The following is a 14,386-nucleotide window of genomic DNA, read 5'->3' on the forward strand; positions in this document are numbered from 1 at the left end:
CAGGTCAGCACACCGCCATTGGCAAGATCGCCACTCTTCGGTCTAGTCTCGCCACATGATTACCCACCTCGCGCTCGACGGTGTGCTCGAAGGTGCACTCGGCCTCGGTATCGACATCGTCGACACGGCAGCCGGGATCACCGGTGACACGACGGGCGGGCGGCTGCGGCAGCGCGTCGCATCACTCGATGGGCTGCCGGTCCGATCCAGCGGTGGGCGGCTGATCAGCGTCGATACCGAAACCCCGCTCGGCGCGGCGGAGTTCGAACCCGGCGATATTCTGGTGCTGCCGGGGCCGTCCGCGTCCAGCGAAGCGCGTGTCGAGGAACTGCTGACCCGACCCCAGACCATGCAGGCCGTCGAAATCATCCAACGTGCCGCTGATTCCGGCGCTACGGTAGCTGCCTCCTGCTCGGCTGTCTTCGTGCTCGCGGCCTCGGGGCTGCTGTCGGGCCGGGCCGCCACCACTACGTGGTGGCTGGCGCCGCTGTTGGCCCGCCGCTTCCCCGATGTCACCGTGCACTCCGATCGCATGGTGGTCGACAGCGGCGCAATACTCACCGCCGGTGCGGCTTTCGCTCACACAGATCTGCTGCTGGCGCTGGTCGCCCGCCTCGGCGGCGGTGCACTGGCCGAGCAGGTCGCTCACTACCTGGTGCTCGATGCCCGCATGTCGCAGTCGCGCTACATGGTGCTCGAGCATCTACGAGCCACCGACCCGGTGTTGCGCGCCGTGCAACAGCACGTGCACGCCAATCTGCACCGGCAACTATCGCTGGACGAATTGGCCAGTGTCGCAGCGGTTTCTCCGCGCACTCTGACCCGCCGCATCCGCGACCGCGCCGGCGTCTCACCCACCCAGTACGTTCATCGCCTCCGGGTCGGGCAGGCGGCCACCCTACTCACGACCACGCGCGAACCCGTCGACATGATCGCGGGCGCGGTGGGTTACGCCGATCCGGCAGCCTTCCGGCGCATCTACCGCAGGCACACCGGCGAGACACCGACCGCCACCCGCACCCGCGCGGCACAATCGACCTAGCTGGCGACCGAACAAGAACAGTGATCGCGGTGGCTACCCCATCCGAGGGTCGACCGGCTCGCCGCGAGGACGTGGCGTTGTGGGCCCGAGCAGAAGATCGGCGTCGCCGCACCCACCCGCGCAGGGTCCGGATCAGGTGGTCGTTGTCGATGGCGTAGCCGTCCAGGTGCAGATACCAGACACGCCGGTCATTCGAACCCATGTTCTCTAGGGTCTCGCTGATGGTGTCCTCGATGTAGTCGACGTAACCGGTTGCGCCTGTTCAGCTTCGGGTTCGAGGGTGTTACCCCAGGTCTGTCCACGACGCGGTGATCGGAAGGGCGGCATTCGCGGACCAACGCGCGGTAGTGCCGAATTCAGGATGGCGACCAGGTGAGTGGTCGCGGCTCGCGAGTAGTTACTCGGACCTGACTCTTTGTCATTTCTACCGCTGTTGGACTGCTTGTACCGTGATCAGTTTCCGAGCGCTGTACTGGAACGATGCGATGGCCGCGCCTGCTGTCATGCGTCCCGATGACACCTCGGAGCCAGCAGCGTGGCCGAGCACCATGATGGCGGTCAACAACCATTCGGGTGCGCAGTGGGGATCGAATTCGCCGGTGGCCTGACCACGGCGGATCAGCTGGTCCAGTGGCCCCAGTATCGGTGCGTGGGCATCATGATCGTCGGCCGGATCGGCGGCGGGCAGGTGCAGCAGCATCGGATAGCGCTGGATGATGTGCCAGCAGAGGTCGAGGAATCGCTGGAGGGCTTCCCCCGCCGGGCCTTCTCCAAGGCGAGCTGCGTCGATGGCCGCGACGACCTCTGTCGTGATGCGGGCAACCGCGGCCTGGATCAGCACGTCGCGCGTCGGAAAGTGAGCGTAGACCGTTTGCCGACTGACCCCTGCGACTGCGGCCACGTGCTCGAGGCTTGCGTCGGGTCGCTCGCCGAGTGTCCGTATGGCGGCCTCGAGCACCAATTCCGCGCTACGGAGGGCGTCACTTCGTCGGCGGCGCGGTGAACCAGTTTTCTCGGACATCCTTGTCAACTTTAGCAGACAAGCCTAGCCTTGACAGTGTTGTACGAGTTATCTGAAAGGATGAACGGATATGGCAACTTCCATCGCTCTCCCCGGACACGACCTCGCGGCATACCTCACCGCATATGTGGCGGAAATGGCCTTCGGAGCCGAAGAGCCCGAAGTCATCGTGGATCGATACCACACCCCCGATATTCTCTGGCTCAGCGACGGGCACCCGATGGACCGCAGTCGGTTGGTGGCTCACGCGAAACCCAGCCGCAAGAACGTGACCCAGTGCCGGGTCGACATCATGGACACCATCGCCTCGGGCGACCGTGTCGCAGCCCGCTACACCGTCACCGCCACGATGCGCACGGGCCGGACGATCGCCACCGAGATATACATGTTCGGCGATCTCGCCCCGGACGGCCGCCTGTTCCGGGTCGACGCCATCACGCGCGACCTGCCCGAATCGAAAGATGCAGTACCAGAAGTTATTTCCGCCCACTGAAGGCAACACACCGCCGCCGTTGCCTTGGAAAGGTTCCACCGAGAACCTCCCATAGGGCGGTTCCTGGACACGTCCGCTATTGCCGCATACCGCGCTGACAGAAGCGGCCAGCGCGGGGCATCGGAAGATCAACGGGCAGAGCGCCGTACGACCGCCGGCAGTACGCGCATGTCGTTCATGGACAGTTCGGCGCGAGGGCGCGCCGTCAGTGAGGTCACTCGGAGACGGTGTGACCCAACGGCTCTCAGGCCACGGGAAGTGCGTCATGGACACCGTCTACAACGCAAACGCCCTGATCCGGTGCCATGACTACGGTCGCAACCCAGGGGAACCCATGTGCGAATGATAGAGCCGAGCATCGCTTATGATCTGCGCGAGTCGGACGATCAGAAAATGTGCCAGATCTGCGGCGAACGCCCGGCCGGCGAGGGCTACATGTCGATGATGCGCCCGCGGTGCCGGGCGCGGATCGAGGAGCAGAACCGCACCCGGCCGTACCCGTTGCTGCCTCTGCGCCGGACGACATCATCTTCCGCGCCGGCGTGGCGCTCTGGCCGGGTCGCTCAGCGGGGTATGTGGCAGGAGGGGACGTTCGGTTGACGCAGTTCAAAGCCGTCGCGGCCACGTACGATGAGTGAAGATCATCAGCCGAGATCGGGATTCACCAGCATCGTCGAATCACCATGAAGTGTGACGAGATCATCGAAGCCGTGCAGCAGTCGGCCGAACTCGACACCCGCGAGCAGGCCCGCGAGGCCGTCACGGCGGTGCTGTCCACCTGCGCACGATCTCTACCGGCAGCGGTCCGCCATCAGCACGCTCAGCAGCTGCCTGGCCTGCTGGAGGAGTCGATGGAGCCATTCGGCAGGCCCCACCCGCTCGATGGCAGCCACGTGATCGCCGAAGTCGGGTGGCGTCTCGAGGTTGAACCCACACGCGCCTGCCGCGTCACCCGGGCAGTGCTCAAGGTCCTGCGGATCCACGACCCGGACTTCCTCGCCGACCTCACCGCACATCTGGGCGCCGACGTCGTGAGCATGCTCGCCGCCGAGCAGGAACCCACCCACGTGGTCCGCGCGACTGAAAAGCGGCAGTAATCGCCCGAGAACCAATGACAACGGCTTGACCAGCAGCGATGGCGACGCGCAGGCTAGGGCCGCGCGGTCGAATTGTCCGTCTGTTCGGTGTCGGTGGCGGGGTACGCTACACACAGGGTTCAAACAACAGCCTGGTCACTCGCGGTGGTGCAGGGCGCTCACCGCGGACGGCGTTCAGCCCTCGCGCCCCCGAAACCAGGTGATGGTGATGAGTCACCTCCCTTGTCCCGGCCTGCTGTCGATCACGGTCTCGACCCTGGCTGACCACACCCGCGTGTGCACCATCGGCGGCGAGATCGACGCTGTGACCGCCCCCGCGTTCGAGCAGGTGCTGATCGGCAGCCTCGGCGTCGACGGGTCAACGGTGGTCGATCTGAGAGAGGTCACGTTCCTGGGCGTGGCCGGGATTCGCGCCCTGCTCGCGGCCCAGGACTTCGCCGACCGGTGCCATTGCAAGATGTGCATCGACGGGTCCTACTGCGTCACACGGATATTGGACGCAACCGGCATGGCAGCCCAGTTCGCGTTCTGCGCTCCCCGCTCGATCGAACCGGTGAAGCAATAACGATCGATCCGCCGAACCCGCCGCCCGAGCGTGACCCTGGCCGGGCCGGGTAGTGACGCGACAGTGCCGTCAGGACAGCCCTGGCGGCACTGGACCATGATGCGGATCGCGGCCATCGGGAGCCGCACATGGCAGGTCAGCGAACCCGGGAGGTAGTTGTGTCGCTGACCTGCGATCAGAGTAACGCCGGTCACAGCCAGTCGACCGGAATGGGTCATCAATCGGAACCTTTGCTCGCATCAGGGCAAGATCACCCACCGGGCAACCGGGTCTGTGAACGCACCTGAATCCGCGGTGCCGCGCCGCCGGATGTGGCCCCGCCCGGCCTGCGGACGGAGGCAGCACCGGGCGGGGTGTCATATCTCAACCAGCAGGTATCCGACCATGGCCGTGGCCATTGCCGGATGACCACCGATCATCGTAGGTGCGCGACTGTGCACCGGACCCCCGCCACGCCGCGACACACATCCCCACCGCTTCACCCACAGCTCCGTGTCGGGGGATGCCGGTACCCGCGAGACGAGAAACGCTGGGCGAAGGATTGCGTCCACGCGGCCGTCTCCGATTCCTCGCTGAGCCCGGACGCGCGTGGTCGTGTCTTCGGGACAGCGGCTCGGCTGTCCTGTTACGCGCCGCCGGGGCAGGCCTGCATCGCCAGCAGCCGGACTCCGCAGCAGACGTAGGCCGCCACGCTCATCCGCGCGCACTCGGCGGCATCCTTCAACGTGAGCCAGTCGTCTTCGCTCACCGTCACCACGATGTCCCTGCTCGCCATATCTATGAATCGGCGGTCAACTCCTACTAGCGCAGGAACTCCTCGAAGGAGACTTGCCCCAACGGGCGACCCGCGCCACGCGGCTATCGCCGGTGCACCAGCGGCGAGGAATGAATTCGGCATCGGGATCAGGTCCTTGTCCCGTTACTGTCACGCGCCCCGCCTGGGGTCGCCGCATCACGTGTCGCCGGTGCCGCGTGGCGCGGGCTGGGCTGCTGGTCTTCAACCGCGACGATTGGGTAGCCGGCTCGCCCATGAAATACACCTGTGACCTGTCCGGGTGAGTTCAGGCCGCCGTGGTGGGTATTGCAGCAGTTCCGAGGAGGTGGATCATGTCAGGCGCGTCAGTCGGCAGGGCATAGGCAGGAAGGGGTAACGGCCATGACGTCGCGGAATCCTGAGCAGCAACAGAAATTGCATAACCGGTTGGAGTCTCTGCGGGAATTGTTGGCAGGACTCGAAAGGGAAATTGAACAGAAAGTAGGCCGCAGTGACATCGATGACCTTGCGATACACAAGCTGAAGAAGGAGAGACTGGCGGCGAAAGATAACATCATCATGCTGGAGTCACAGCTCGAGACAAACGTACAGGGTGGACCACAGTCGAACGAATGACAAATACCCTACGTCGTTCGCCGCTTGACAATGAAGAGAGCGCTGCCACCCGAGGACGAGGGGGCAGTCCCGCCAGTATGCTTCGGCCTGCTCGGAGTCCCCGAAGTGGCCGTGCGAAGACAACGACAATGGCTTGACCAGCACCGATGCGGAAGCGCAGGCTGAATTCATGCGGGCCCGCGACGTCGTGGTCGGGCAAACCTATGCGGTGCTGATTCCGCACCGGATTTCCCAAGGGCGCGAACTCGACCGTGACCAACCCGGCACGCCGGCCTCGGCGTGGTGGTGGATGAGCGGTACTCGTTTCCGGCTCACCGTCACCGCAGTGGACTCGACCAGCACTCCGGCCATGGCGGAAGGGCGACCGCTCACCGAAGGCCCGAGCATCGAGGTCGTCCTGACCGACGAACAGGTCACTGCGCTCACCACGCTGGGCCTGCCTCACGGCGAATACCGTGTGCGCGGACGGCTCGTGGACGACCAGGACCGACCCGTGGGTCTACCCGAGATCGAGCCCCTGCGTGTCCCGGTCCGCTGGCTGCGGCCCGCCGAGGCGATCGACGACCACACCCACCGCAACCTCGACCCCTACTCCGGGTGACCGTGGGAGTCTTCCGGGCGGCCACAGTGCTGATCAGCGCATATGCCGAACCTTGTTGATTTTTCGGCCAGTCCGCGCCCCGCGTCCTCCCCCAAGAGAAGTAGGCCTAACGCCCATCCCCGTGCACTCGGCGGCATCGTTGAGCGTGAGCCAGTCGTCCTGACCCACCCTCACCACAATGTCCCAGCCCGCCATAGCGACACACGCTAGACCCTTCAGGGATGTGACCGACAACCGTCACTGCAGCTGCAGGGCGTTTCACACGAGGGCTATCAGTGGTCGGTGAGCTGCTTGTAGCGCAGGAACTCCTCGAAGGAAACCTGCCCTTCGGCCCAGATGCGGTCTTGCTTGATACGGCGCCCGACGATGTCCCGCACTTCCGGCTCCTGGGCCATACCCCACACGAGAGCGTCATCGAAGGTGATGAAACCGTCGCGGTCGGTATCGATCTCGTCGAACTCCCGCCGAGTGGCGATGAACTGCTGCTGGTCCATACCCGTTCTCCTCTGTCGGTTGGTTACCGCCGAACAGCAACGCCTTCGTTCGTCCTCGATCCAGCACACAAGCGTACGCGGAAAGTTTGCTGCTAACCGGATTGACAGGGAATCGAAACGAACCGAAACACCGCAGCCAACGGCTTCGGACCCGGGCCGCCCAGGACATCGACATGCAAGCGGCGGCGATCGTGGTGGCGGTTTCCAGGGCAGTGGTGATTGTGTCGCAGAAATGTCGCACCACTCCGGGCACACCATGACTGTCTATAGTCGTTCGCTTTGAAATTGAGGGGCACAAGCGGGTGACCGTGGATCGCGCTGCGGTAGCCGGGGTCCAGGAGGCCACGCGACGAGAACCGGGCAGTTTGACTCCGTGCAGCTGGTTTGCTGAACGGATACTGTCGACGCCGGCGGTGCTGGCGTGGATCCACTGGGTCTATGACCGCGATCCCGAGATCGCGCGTTTCTACTTCCACAGCGACAGGCCGGTAGTGAGCGCGTACTTTCCCGAGCCGTCCGACGACGAGGACTTCCACGCCGCCTGCGATGCGAGGCGGGAATGGGACGGGCACTGGTACTCCCGCGACCCGCTGCAAGCCTGGCCCGACGTCCACGGCCTTCTAGCCCACCAGGACTCGCCCTCGTGCCGAGAACTCCGGTTGCCCGCCCAGCCTGCCCAGGATCTGCGCGCTCTCGATGCGCACGCCGGGGGCAGGCGCCACCCACCAACACATGTCAGGTGGATTGTGTCGCCGTCTCAGGCGCGCAGGGCTTCTTCGACGCTGTGGTAGAGCGCGAGAAACTCTTCCAGACCGGTGATTTCGATCGGATGAACCACCGGCCGGTGGCTGTCGACGACGCCCATCGGGCGCGGCTTGGCGCACCCGATCGGACGAGGAGGGTGAAGGTAGTTTTCGGACGGCGTCACCCTGTGGGGGCTGGCTTGGTGACGAAGTCGTAGGCCGCCATCGGTCCGAGCAAGTTCAGCTCCACCCGGCCGTCCCAGTCCGCGATGAGCCGGCGCACCATTTCCTCCAGCTCTTTTCGCCGGGCCGATTCGACCAGTACCGCTAGGTGGACGGCGTCCTCGTCATGGGTGGGTTCGCGCTGGTTGATCAGTGCGTCGAGTTTCTCGAGTTCGGAGACCACCTTTCCGGTGTCCTGCGCTCGTTTGGTCTCGATGGCGTCGTTGATCAGCTCGCCCAACATGATTCGCGCATTGCGGGTGGCGTCCTCGGGTTTGCCGCGGATCTCGTCTTTCAGTTGCGCGGCCTGGGCGTTCTCGTCGAGGAGTTCCCGCAAGATCGCGTCTTCGATGTAGCGTCCCCTGATCACGAACTGGACCCGGCCCTCGAGTTCGTCGAGGGCGGCGCGGAATTGGTCCTCGTTCGCGGCGAGCAGTTCGCTCTCCACCGCGTCGGTGTCGGTCATGACCGCCCCGAACCGCAGCGGCAACACCGGACAGACTGCGGCCGATCCGTCCAGCAGTTCCTCGTGGGCTCTGAGGTCTGCGGGTGTGCCCAGCGGCAGGTCGGACTCGAGTGTGCTGACCAGCGCGGCGATTTCGCCGTGCCGCACGACCGTGACTTCACTGGGTGGATCGCCGACTCCGATGGCGTGTGGTTCGGTCTCAACGTCGGCGGGCACGATGCCGTAGACATACACCGCTGTTGATTCGGCAGCCATTATCGGTCCTCACGTGTGGAGGGCCTGTGCACTGTTTGACGCTTCTGTTGCACATCGCCGAGGAAGTCGGCGACCTTCTGCCCGGCCGCATCGAGTGCACCCTGGGTTTTGTGTTTGGCGGCGCCTTCGGTGACGTCGCCGACGATGTCGGTCAGGCCCTTGGGCTCACTGCTCGAGATCTCGAGCCGGTTGACCGCTTCGGCGAAACGCAGATACGTGTCGACGCTGGCCACCACGACGCGCGCGTCGATGGTCACCAGTTCGATGCCGACCAGCGACACGCGGGCGAACGCGTCGATGACCAGGCCTTTGTCGAGGATGGTGTCGACGACATCAGCCAGGCTGGAAGAGTTCGGCCGAGCCAACGTGCCGCTTGCGCCGCCGCCGCCTGCGGGTTCGATAGTCATCTGTTTGCTCCTTCACTCTCACGCGACCGGCGGGTCACTGGGCTCTTGCGGGCGGCCGTTCGGTGGCGAGACGGCTCTCGTTGTTTGTCCTCGTCGGTGGCGCGCTGATCCTCGTTCCGCTCGTCGACCTCTTCTTCCTCGTCCTGCTCGGCCTCCTCTGCCTCGGTCTCTTGCGTCTGTTCCTCACCACGATCGTCTTCGGTCTCCCTGCGCCGTGCGGTTTCGTCGTCTTCGACGACCTCGCTGTCGTGGATCTCGCCGTGCCAGCCCACGATGTCGTCGCTGTGCAGCACAGCCTCGGTCATGACGTGCCGCTGGAAGTGCTTGAGTTCCAGCCGACAGCGGCGGCCTGCCGCGCGCCACAGATTGGCGGTCTTCTCGAACACTCCTCGTGGGTGGTACTCGAGCACGACGAGAATGCGGGTGAGGTCCGGGGTGATCTCGTGGAAGGTGACCGCACCGTCGACATAGCCCTTGGCGCCTTTGGAACGCCACACGATCCGCTCGAACGGCACCTGCTCGAGGATCGTGGACTCCCAGGTGCGTCTGGACCAGAACACTTTGCCGGTCCAGCTGAGCTTCTCGTCGGAGACCTGTTCGACCTGTTCGAGCTTCTTGGTGAATTTCGGGAAGTCCGCGAACTGGGTCCACTGGTCGTAGGCCAGATCGATCGGCACGCCGACGTCGATGTGCTCGACGATATTGGTCAGCTTCAGCTTCGTGGTGCCGCCCTTGCCCTTGCCTCCGGTCAGCGACTCCTTGACGCCCTCGAACGTCTCCCGGACCGTGTGCCCGAGCTTGCTCACCCCTGCGCTCATCATCGCTTGCCACGGCGAGGCGCCTCCGGCCAGTTTCTCCACCCCGGTCACCGCCGCCAGCAGATTGCCTCCCCTGCCTTCTGCGTAGTCGGTGAGCCGGTCCGCGGTTCGCGATGCCCGGCCCGCCAGTCCGGCTACCGCGCGTTCGGCCAGGGTCCCGGCAAGGTTCTGCACCGATTGCTGCAGCACACCCGTCGGGGCAGATGCAGTGACGGTTTTCCCTGCAGTCGCCCCAGCACGGCTCGCGGTATCAGCGATTTGCGCCCCGGCACGGCTCACGGTATCGGCGAGCTGGCCGATGGTGTGGGCGGTCTCCTTGCGGTGTCCGTTGGACTTCGGCATCGCGCTCACCTCCCCGCGCGGCGCACAGGCGCTTCGCCGGCATCGGCGCGGGCACGGCCTCGGACCGAGGAGACCGACTTACCGCCGGTGGAACCGGAGCGACGCTGCGAGCTTCCAGAACTCGTTTCCCGGCTACCTGCTCGCGCACGCGCGGCGGGCCCCCTGCGCTCGTCGCCTTCGTCTTCCTCTTCGTAGGAATCCGTTTCACGCTCGTCTGGGCCCCTGTCCGCCCCGGGCGTCGAACCCTGCTGCAGCCGGGTATTGAGCGCATCGAGACGGTTGCTCGTGGCAGTCACCGCGGCCGAGCGGACCGCACCCAGCAACTCCCCGCGCACCGTGTCGGTGAGCTGCGCCAGCTCCGGAGACGATTTGAGTAACGAAGTCCCGCGCTCGAGCAGCTCCCCGGTCATCCCCGTATTCCGCCTCGCAATCGCCGCAGCCGCCAGCGACAACGCAAAACGCATCTTGCGCCTGCGTCCCAGCACGTAACCGATGCCCGCCCCTAACGCAATTCTTGTGCCACCTTTCATGGCCTACTCCTTGCTTGCTCGACTGCAGCAGCACCGATACGGCCCCAGGTTGTTCGAGGTCGAGCGACGACACCTTGATGAGTGGGATCAGGCCATAGTGCGAATGACCATGCTCGGCGTATACCCGGCAACCACCCATCGAATCTGGCGTCACGTGACGATCCGATGTTGGCGGCGATTTGAGCACTATCGCGCCCACCGTGCCGAGTGCGGGCCACCAGCACAATTGCGGATAGGTCAGCGCGCCCAGACGGTCAGAGTTCTGCCCAGGCAGGCTGATAGCCCGCCAGCGGCGATGGAGGCGGCTTGGAGATCATTGCGCCGGAACTCCCGTGACATGCAGGTCCGTTGGACCACACACGGCCGGCCTTGCAAGAACGGCCCACCCGGTCCGGCTGGGCATCCCGCCCAAAGGCCGGTGATCGACGGGCCCCTCAGCGGGTAGACCGATGGTCGATGCTCATTCGGATCCAAGCTGAGAGCACCGAGAGGGTGTTGCCCGCCCACCCTGCCCAGACCTGCGCGCTCGATGCGCACACCGGGGGCGGGCAACACCCACCGACAACTCCCGAGCAACTCGCAGATTTCCGCGGTTCCGCGCTCTTCTCTCGTTCGGAAACGATCAACTGCTCTGGGCTGCCGACCGCGGTGATCAGATGTCAGTTGCTCTGCGCGACGAGGCGTCGGCGGATCGTGTCCTGCAGGCCACGGACTGCGGCGGCGGGCCACAGGTTTCGAAGACTGTCCGCGCGAGTCTCCGACTTGGAACAGATCCGCGAGAAGTCACTGGACCCCGCGTGCGATGTCGTACCGCGTCGAGCACCTCTGGGCTGGTCAGAGTCGTCCGCTAATGAATCGGGAGCGGCGCGAGCAGGTAGTGATGGACGGTGCCGCGGTCGCCCGGGTCCGGGAGGCCGCACACCAGATCCTGGTGGCCGGCACGCGATGGCGGTCACGAGCAGCCGCGGTGGTGGCCGCGGAGCTCGTCGCGTTCGGCGGTGAGCGCGGCGTTGGTATCGCGCAGCACGGTGTTGGCGTCCTCGAGGTCGAGGATCCGCGCGATCGCGACCAGGTTGATCCCCTGCCCGGCCAGGGCGGCGATACGCGCCAGCCGCGCCAGGTCGTCGTCGCTGTAGCGGCGGGTGCCGCCCGAGCTGCGGGCCGGGGTCAGCAGCCCGTGCTGCTCGTAGAGGCGCAGCGAATGCGCTCCCATCCCGGCCAACTCGGCGGCCACCGAGATCCCGTACACCGCCTGCCCCGGGCCGGGCCGGTGACCGGGCGGGTGATGGTCGTGTCGATCCGGCAGCATAGGACTCCTCTCTCGTGTTCCCCAGATTACCTCACCGTCACCCTTGCACTCTCCTCAGCAGAGTGCTAAAACAAATCTCAGCCAGATGACACAAGTTATCTGAGTTCCCTTCGATCGAGAATGGAGTGAATGGGAGGTGGCGACCATGCTGATGCGTACCGATCCCTTCCGTGACCTGGATCGCCTGACGCAGGCGGTGTTCGGCACGCCGGCACGGCCGGCGGTGATGCCGATGGATGCCTGGCGCGACGGCGAGGAGTTCTTCGTCGAATTCGACCTGCCCGGCATCGACCCGGACTCTCTCGACCTGGATGTCGAACGCAACGTGGTGACCGTGAAGGCCTCGCGCCCGGACCTGGATCCGGGGCGGTCGATGATCGCCGCGGAACGCACCCGCGGCGTGTTCTCCCGACAGTTGTTCCTGGGCGACAATCTCGACACCGACGCCATCCGCGCCGACTACCGCGACGGGGTACTGCGCCTGTCGATCCCGGTCGCGGAGAAGGCCAAACCCCGCAAGATCGAGATCACCCGCGCCGAGCCCGACCGCCAGGCCATCGACGCCTGACCCCCGGGCGGCTCACCCGCCGGCACGGCCACAGCCCGGGCCCGGTCTCACCGGCTCCGCGCGGTCCCCCAGGGCCCGGGCGCGGTGTCGTCCCGAATTCGAGATCGTGAGCGTTGCAGGAGGTGATGCCTGTCCCCAACAGCACAACCGATCCGCGCGGAAGGCGGGGGCGCGTCGACCCCCGACCCTGCAACCGGCACCAATCCCCCGGTCCGAGACTCTCAGGACGGGCGTGCACAGCCACTCGAGGTGGCATCGCAGGCACGGCGCGTCTTCCCGCCCCGCGCGGGATTCACAACACTGCGTCAGATTCCTTCCGTCGACGGGTGAGCCCGGTCAGCCCTGGGCTTCCGGGCTCACCCGGCCCTTTCGCCGAATCGACTCCCACGATGGACATCCGAGGAGGGACCGCCATGACCAACACCGCGACCTTCGTCCCAGCAGGCAGCGACTTCGACCGCGCCGAACAGAACGCTCTCGTCCATGACAGCGACCGCGACGTCGGCCTCGACACCACTGCGCTGCACCCGCCGGCCGCACGGATCCGCGCCGCCGTCGACGCCGCCGCGATCGCCGACCGTTTCGACCAAGCCTGGATCACCCCGCTGGACCTCGATGACGACTATGACCATGACTGCGGCAACACCGACTGATCTCACACCCACCACCCGAGCTGACACCACCCCCTGCGACCCACACACCAGCAGCGGGGCAGAACGACCGCGCTGGCAGCACGGCCAGGTCGCCTGGTTCAACGCCGAGAAGGGTTTCGGGTTCCTGACCCCCGACACCGGTCCCGCGGTGTTCGTCGACTACCAGGTGATCGACGTCCCCGGCTTCAAAACCCTGCTCGCCGGGCAGCCGGTGGTGTTCACCGCCGCCGACACCGGCCGCGGCCCCGAAGCCACCCGCGTCGTGCCCTACACCCGCGCTCACACCACCCCACCCATCCCGTCGCACCGCCCGCACCGCGCGCGACAACGCCGGCCGCGCTGCCGCCACCACATGTCATGACCCGGTTCCCGCCGGCTACAACCCGACAGACCCGATCCCGACACTGCGAGCAGCACGCGCGCCGACCAGCACACCAGCACAAGGATCATCATGACCCCCCGATCCCATCCGCATACCCCCGCCGATCATCGCCTCGACGTGTGCCACACGCTCACCACCGCAACCGATTCCGGCGACTCACCGGTGGTGCACTGGCCCGATCCCAGCCCCCTGCGATCCTGGTGGAACACCATCATGGCTCCCACCCAGCCGCCGGGTGCGGCACTGAGGCCATGACCGAGCACTACGGCGGTGAGGCGGCGGCCTCGGTGGAGAAGGTGGTCGGCGCCGGCAACGCACTGCACGCGGGCTGGTTCCGGTTCCACTTCGCCGACCAACACTGGGAGTGGTCCGACGAAGTGGCCCGCATGCACGGCTACACGCCCGGCGAGGTGACCCCGACCACGGAACTGCTGCTGTCGCACAAACATCCCGATGACCGCGACCGAGTGGAAGCGGCACTGGTCACCTCGGTGCACGACCACGCCCCGTTCTCCAGCCGCCACCGCATCATCGACACCCACGGCATCGAGCACCACGTCGCGGTGGTGTCGGACTCGATCACCGACGACACCGGCGCCGTGGTCGGCACCGAGGGCTACTACATCGACCTGACCGACCGCGACGCCGCACAAACCCACGCGATCCTCGACGACCTGCTACCGCAGATACTCCAACACCGGGTGGTGATCGAGCAGGCCAAAGGAGCGCTGATGCTCGCCTACGGCATCAGCGCCGAGCAAGCATTCCGGGTACTGGTATGGCGGTCGCAGGAAACCAACATCCGCGTGCGTGATCTGGCGGCCCGGCTGATCGGCGAGATCGCCACCATCCGAATATCACCGGCGACACGCTCGCAATTCGATCATCTGCTGCTGACCCTGCACCGGCAGCGCGCCCCCCGTGAGCCGGTCGAACAGGGCCTCGAACCCTGAAACCAATACCGATGCTCACACGACCAGTCTGGCAG

The 14,386-nt window shown here is 65.7% G+C and carries 18 protein-coding genes and 1 pseudogene; 11 read left to right on the plus strand and 8 right to left on the minus strand.

Features of this window, described 5'->3' with window-relative positions; genetic code table 11:
- The first annotated feature begins 55 nt into the window (after positions 1-55).
- Complete coding sequence (locus tag ABZV44_RS34505; protein WP_354845816.1) at positions 56-1,042, plus strand: helix-turn-helix domain-containing protein; 987 nt, start codon at positions 56-58, stop codon at positions 1,040-1,042.
- A gap of 424 nt (positions 1,043-1,466) precedes the next feature.
- On the opposite strand, the gene ABZV44_RS34510 is transcribed toward ABZV44_RS34505, so the two are convergent.
- Entirely contained in the window at positions 1,467-2,063 is a 597-nt protein-coding gene (locus ABZV44_RS34510; protein ID WP_354845819.1) for a TetR/AcrR family transcriptional regulator, read from the minus strand.
- Between the two features lie 70 nt (positions 2,064-2,133).
- Between ABZV44_RS34510 and ABZV44_RS34515 the strand changes: the two genes are divergently transcribed.
- The 3 genes from ABZV44_RS34515 to ABZV44_RS34525 all read left to right on the plus strand — a co-directional run bounded on the left by ABZV44_RS34515 (position 2,134) and on the right by ABZV44_RS34525 (position 4,218).
- Positions 2,134-2,556: a nuclear transport factor 2 family protein gene (locus ABZV44_RS34515; protein ID WP_354845822.1), complete on the plus strand. Its 423-nt coding sequence runs from the start codon at positions 2,134-2,136 to the stop codon at positions 2,554-2,556.
- 683 nt (positions 2,557-3,239) lie between these two features.
- Entirely contained in the window at positions 3,240-3,653 is a 414-nt protein-coding gene (locus ABZV44_RS34520; RefSeq protein ID WP_354845824.1) for a DUF2267 domain-containing protein, read from the plus strand.
- 208 nt (positions 3,654-3,861) lie between these two features.
- The gene (locus ABZV44_RS34525) at positions 3,862-4,218 is read left to right on the plus strand and encodes an STAS domain-containing protein (protein WP_354845827.1); all 357 of its coding nucleotides are present in this window, start codon (positions 3,862-3,864) and stop codon (positions 4,216-4,218) included.
- Positions 4,219-4,843: 625 nt separating this feature from the next.
- Here the strand turns inward: ABZV44_RS34525 and ABZV44_RS34530 are convergent.
- Entirely contained in the window at positions 4,844-4,993 is a 150-nt protein-coding gene (locus ABZV44_RS34530) for a hypothetical protein (protein ID WP_354845830.1), read from the minus strand.
- A 381-nt stretch (positions 4,994-5,374) separates the two neighbouring features.
- Between ABZV44_RS34530 and ABZV44_RS34535 the strand changes: the two genes are divergently transcribed.
- On the plus strand, positions 5,375-5,608 hold the full coding sequence (locus ABZV44_RS34535; protein ID WP_354845833.1) for a YdcH family protein: 234 nt from the start codon (positions 5,375-5,377) through the stop codon (positions 5,606-5,608).
- Positions 5,609-5,741: 133 nt separating this feature from the next.
- Positions 5,742-6,209: a hypothetical protein gene (locus ABZV44_RS34540; RefSeq protein ID WP_354845836.1), complete on the plus strand. Its 468-nt coding sequence runs from the start codon at positions 5,742-5,744 to the stop codon at positions 6,207-6,209.
- A 272-nt stretch (positions 6,210-6,481) separates the two neighbouring features.
- Here ABZV44_RS34540 and ABZV44_RS34545 read toward each other — a convergent pair whose 3' ends face one another.
- The 6 genes from ABZV44_RS34545 to ABZV44_RS34570 all read right to left on the minus strand — a co-directional run bounded on the left by ABZV44_RS34545 (position 6,482) and on the right by ABZV44_RS34570 (position 11,795).
- Complete coding sequence (locus ABZV44_RS34545; RefSeq protein WP_354845838.1) at positions 6,482-6,703, minus strand: hypothetical protein; 222 nt, start codon at positions 6,701-6,703, stop codon at positions 6,482-6,484.
- Positions 6,704-7,627: 924 nt separating this feature from the next.
- Complete coding sequence (locus ABZV44_RS34550; RefSeq protein WP_354845841.1) at positions 7,628-8,389, minus strand: GvpL/GvpF family gas vesicle protein; 762 nt, start codon at positions 8,387-8,389, stop codon at positions 7,628-7,630.
- A complete protein-coding gene (gvpJ, locus tag ABZV44_RS34555; protein WP_354845844.1) occupies positions 8,389-8,796 on the minus strand; it encodes a gas vesicle protein GvpJ in 408 nt (135 codons plus the stop codon). The genes ABZV44_RS34550 and gvpJ overlap by 1 nt, the downstream gene beginning before the upstream one ends.
- On the minus strand, positions 8,793-9,956 hold the full coding sequence (locus ABZV44_RS34560; protein ID WP_354845847.1) for an SRPBCC family protein: 1,164 nt from the start codon (positions 9,954-9,956) through the stop codon (positions 8,793-8,795). The genes gvpJ and ABZV44_RS34560 overlap by 4 nt, the downstream gene beginning before the upstream one ends.
- A gap of 5 nt (positions 9,957-9,961) precedes the next feature.
- Positions 9,962-10,486, minus strand: coding sequence for a hypothetical protein (locus tag ABZV44_RS34565; protein WP_354845850.1), 525 nt, complete (start codon positions 10,484-10,486; stop codon positions 9,962-9,964).
- A 952-nt stretch (positions 10,487-11,438) separates the two neighbouring features.
- Positions 11,439-11,795 carry a MerR family transcriptional regulator gene (locus ABZV44_RS34570; protein ID WP_354845853.1) on the minus strand — a complete coding sequence of 119 codons (357 nt, stop codon included), beginning with the start codon at positions 11,793-11,795 and terminating at the stop codon, positions 11,439-11,441.
- 145 nt (positions 11,796-11,940) lie between these two features.
- Here ABZV44_RS34570 and ABZV44_RS34575 point away from each other — a divergent pair, with 145 nt between their 5' ends.
- The 5 genes and pseudogenes from ABZV44_RS34575 to ABZV44_RS34595 all read left to right on the plus strand — a co-directional run bounded on the left by ABZV44_RS34575 (position 11,941) and on the right by ABZV44_RS34595 (position 14,351).
- Positions 11,941-12,363 carry an HSP20 family small heat-shock protein gene (locus ABZV44_RS34575; protein WP_354845856.1) on the plus strand — a complete coding sequence of 141 codons (423 nt, stop codon included), beginning with the start codon at positions 11,941-11,943 and terminating at the stop codon, positions 12,361-12,363.
- A gap of 413 nt (positions 12,364-12,776) precedes the next feature.
- Positions 12,777-13,016: a hypothetical protein gene (locus tag ABZV44_RS34580; RefSeq protein WP_354845859.1), complete on the plus strand. Its 240-nt coding sequence runs from the start codon at positions 12,777-12,779 to the stop codon at positions 13,014-13,016.
- Positions 13,017-13,092: 76 nt separating this feature from the next.
- Positions 13,093-13,269: pseudogene (locus ABZV44_RS34585) on the plus strand (cold shock domain-containing protein); the annotation flags it as partial.
- Between the two features lie 198 nt (positions 13,270-13,467).
- The gene (locus tag ABZV44_RS34590; RefSeq protein ID WP_354845861.1) at positions 13,468-13,653 is read left to right on the plus strand and encodes a hypothetical protein; all 186 of its coding nucleotides are present in this window, start codon (positions 13,468-13,470) and stop codon (positions 13,651-13,653) included.
- Positions 13,650-14,351, plus strand: a complete 702-nt coding sequence (locus ABZV44_RS34595; RefSeq protein ID WP_354845863.1) for a PAS and ANTAR domain-containing protein — start codon at positions 13,650-13,652, stop codon at positions 14,349-14,351. Before ABZV44_RS34590 ends, ABZV44_RS34595 begins: the two co-directional genes overlap by 4 nt.
- Positions 14,352-14,386: the final 35 nt, after the last annotated feature.

The organism is Nocardia sp. NPDC004860, assembly GCF_040609015.1.
GTDB lineage: Bacteria > Actinomycetota > Actinomycetes > Mycobacteriales > Mycobacteriaceae > Nocardia.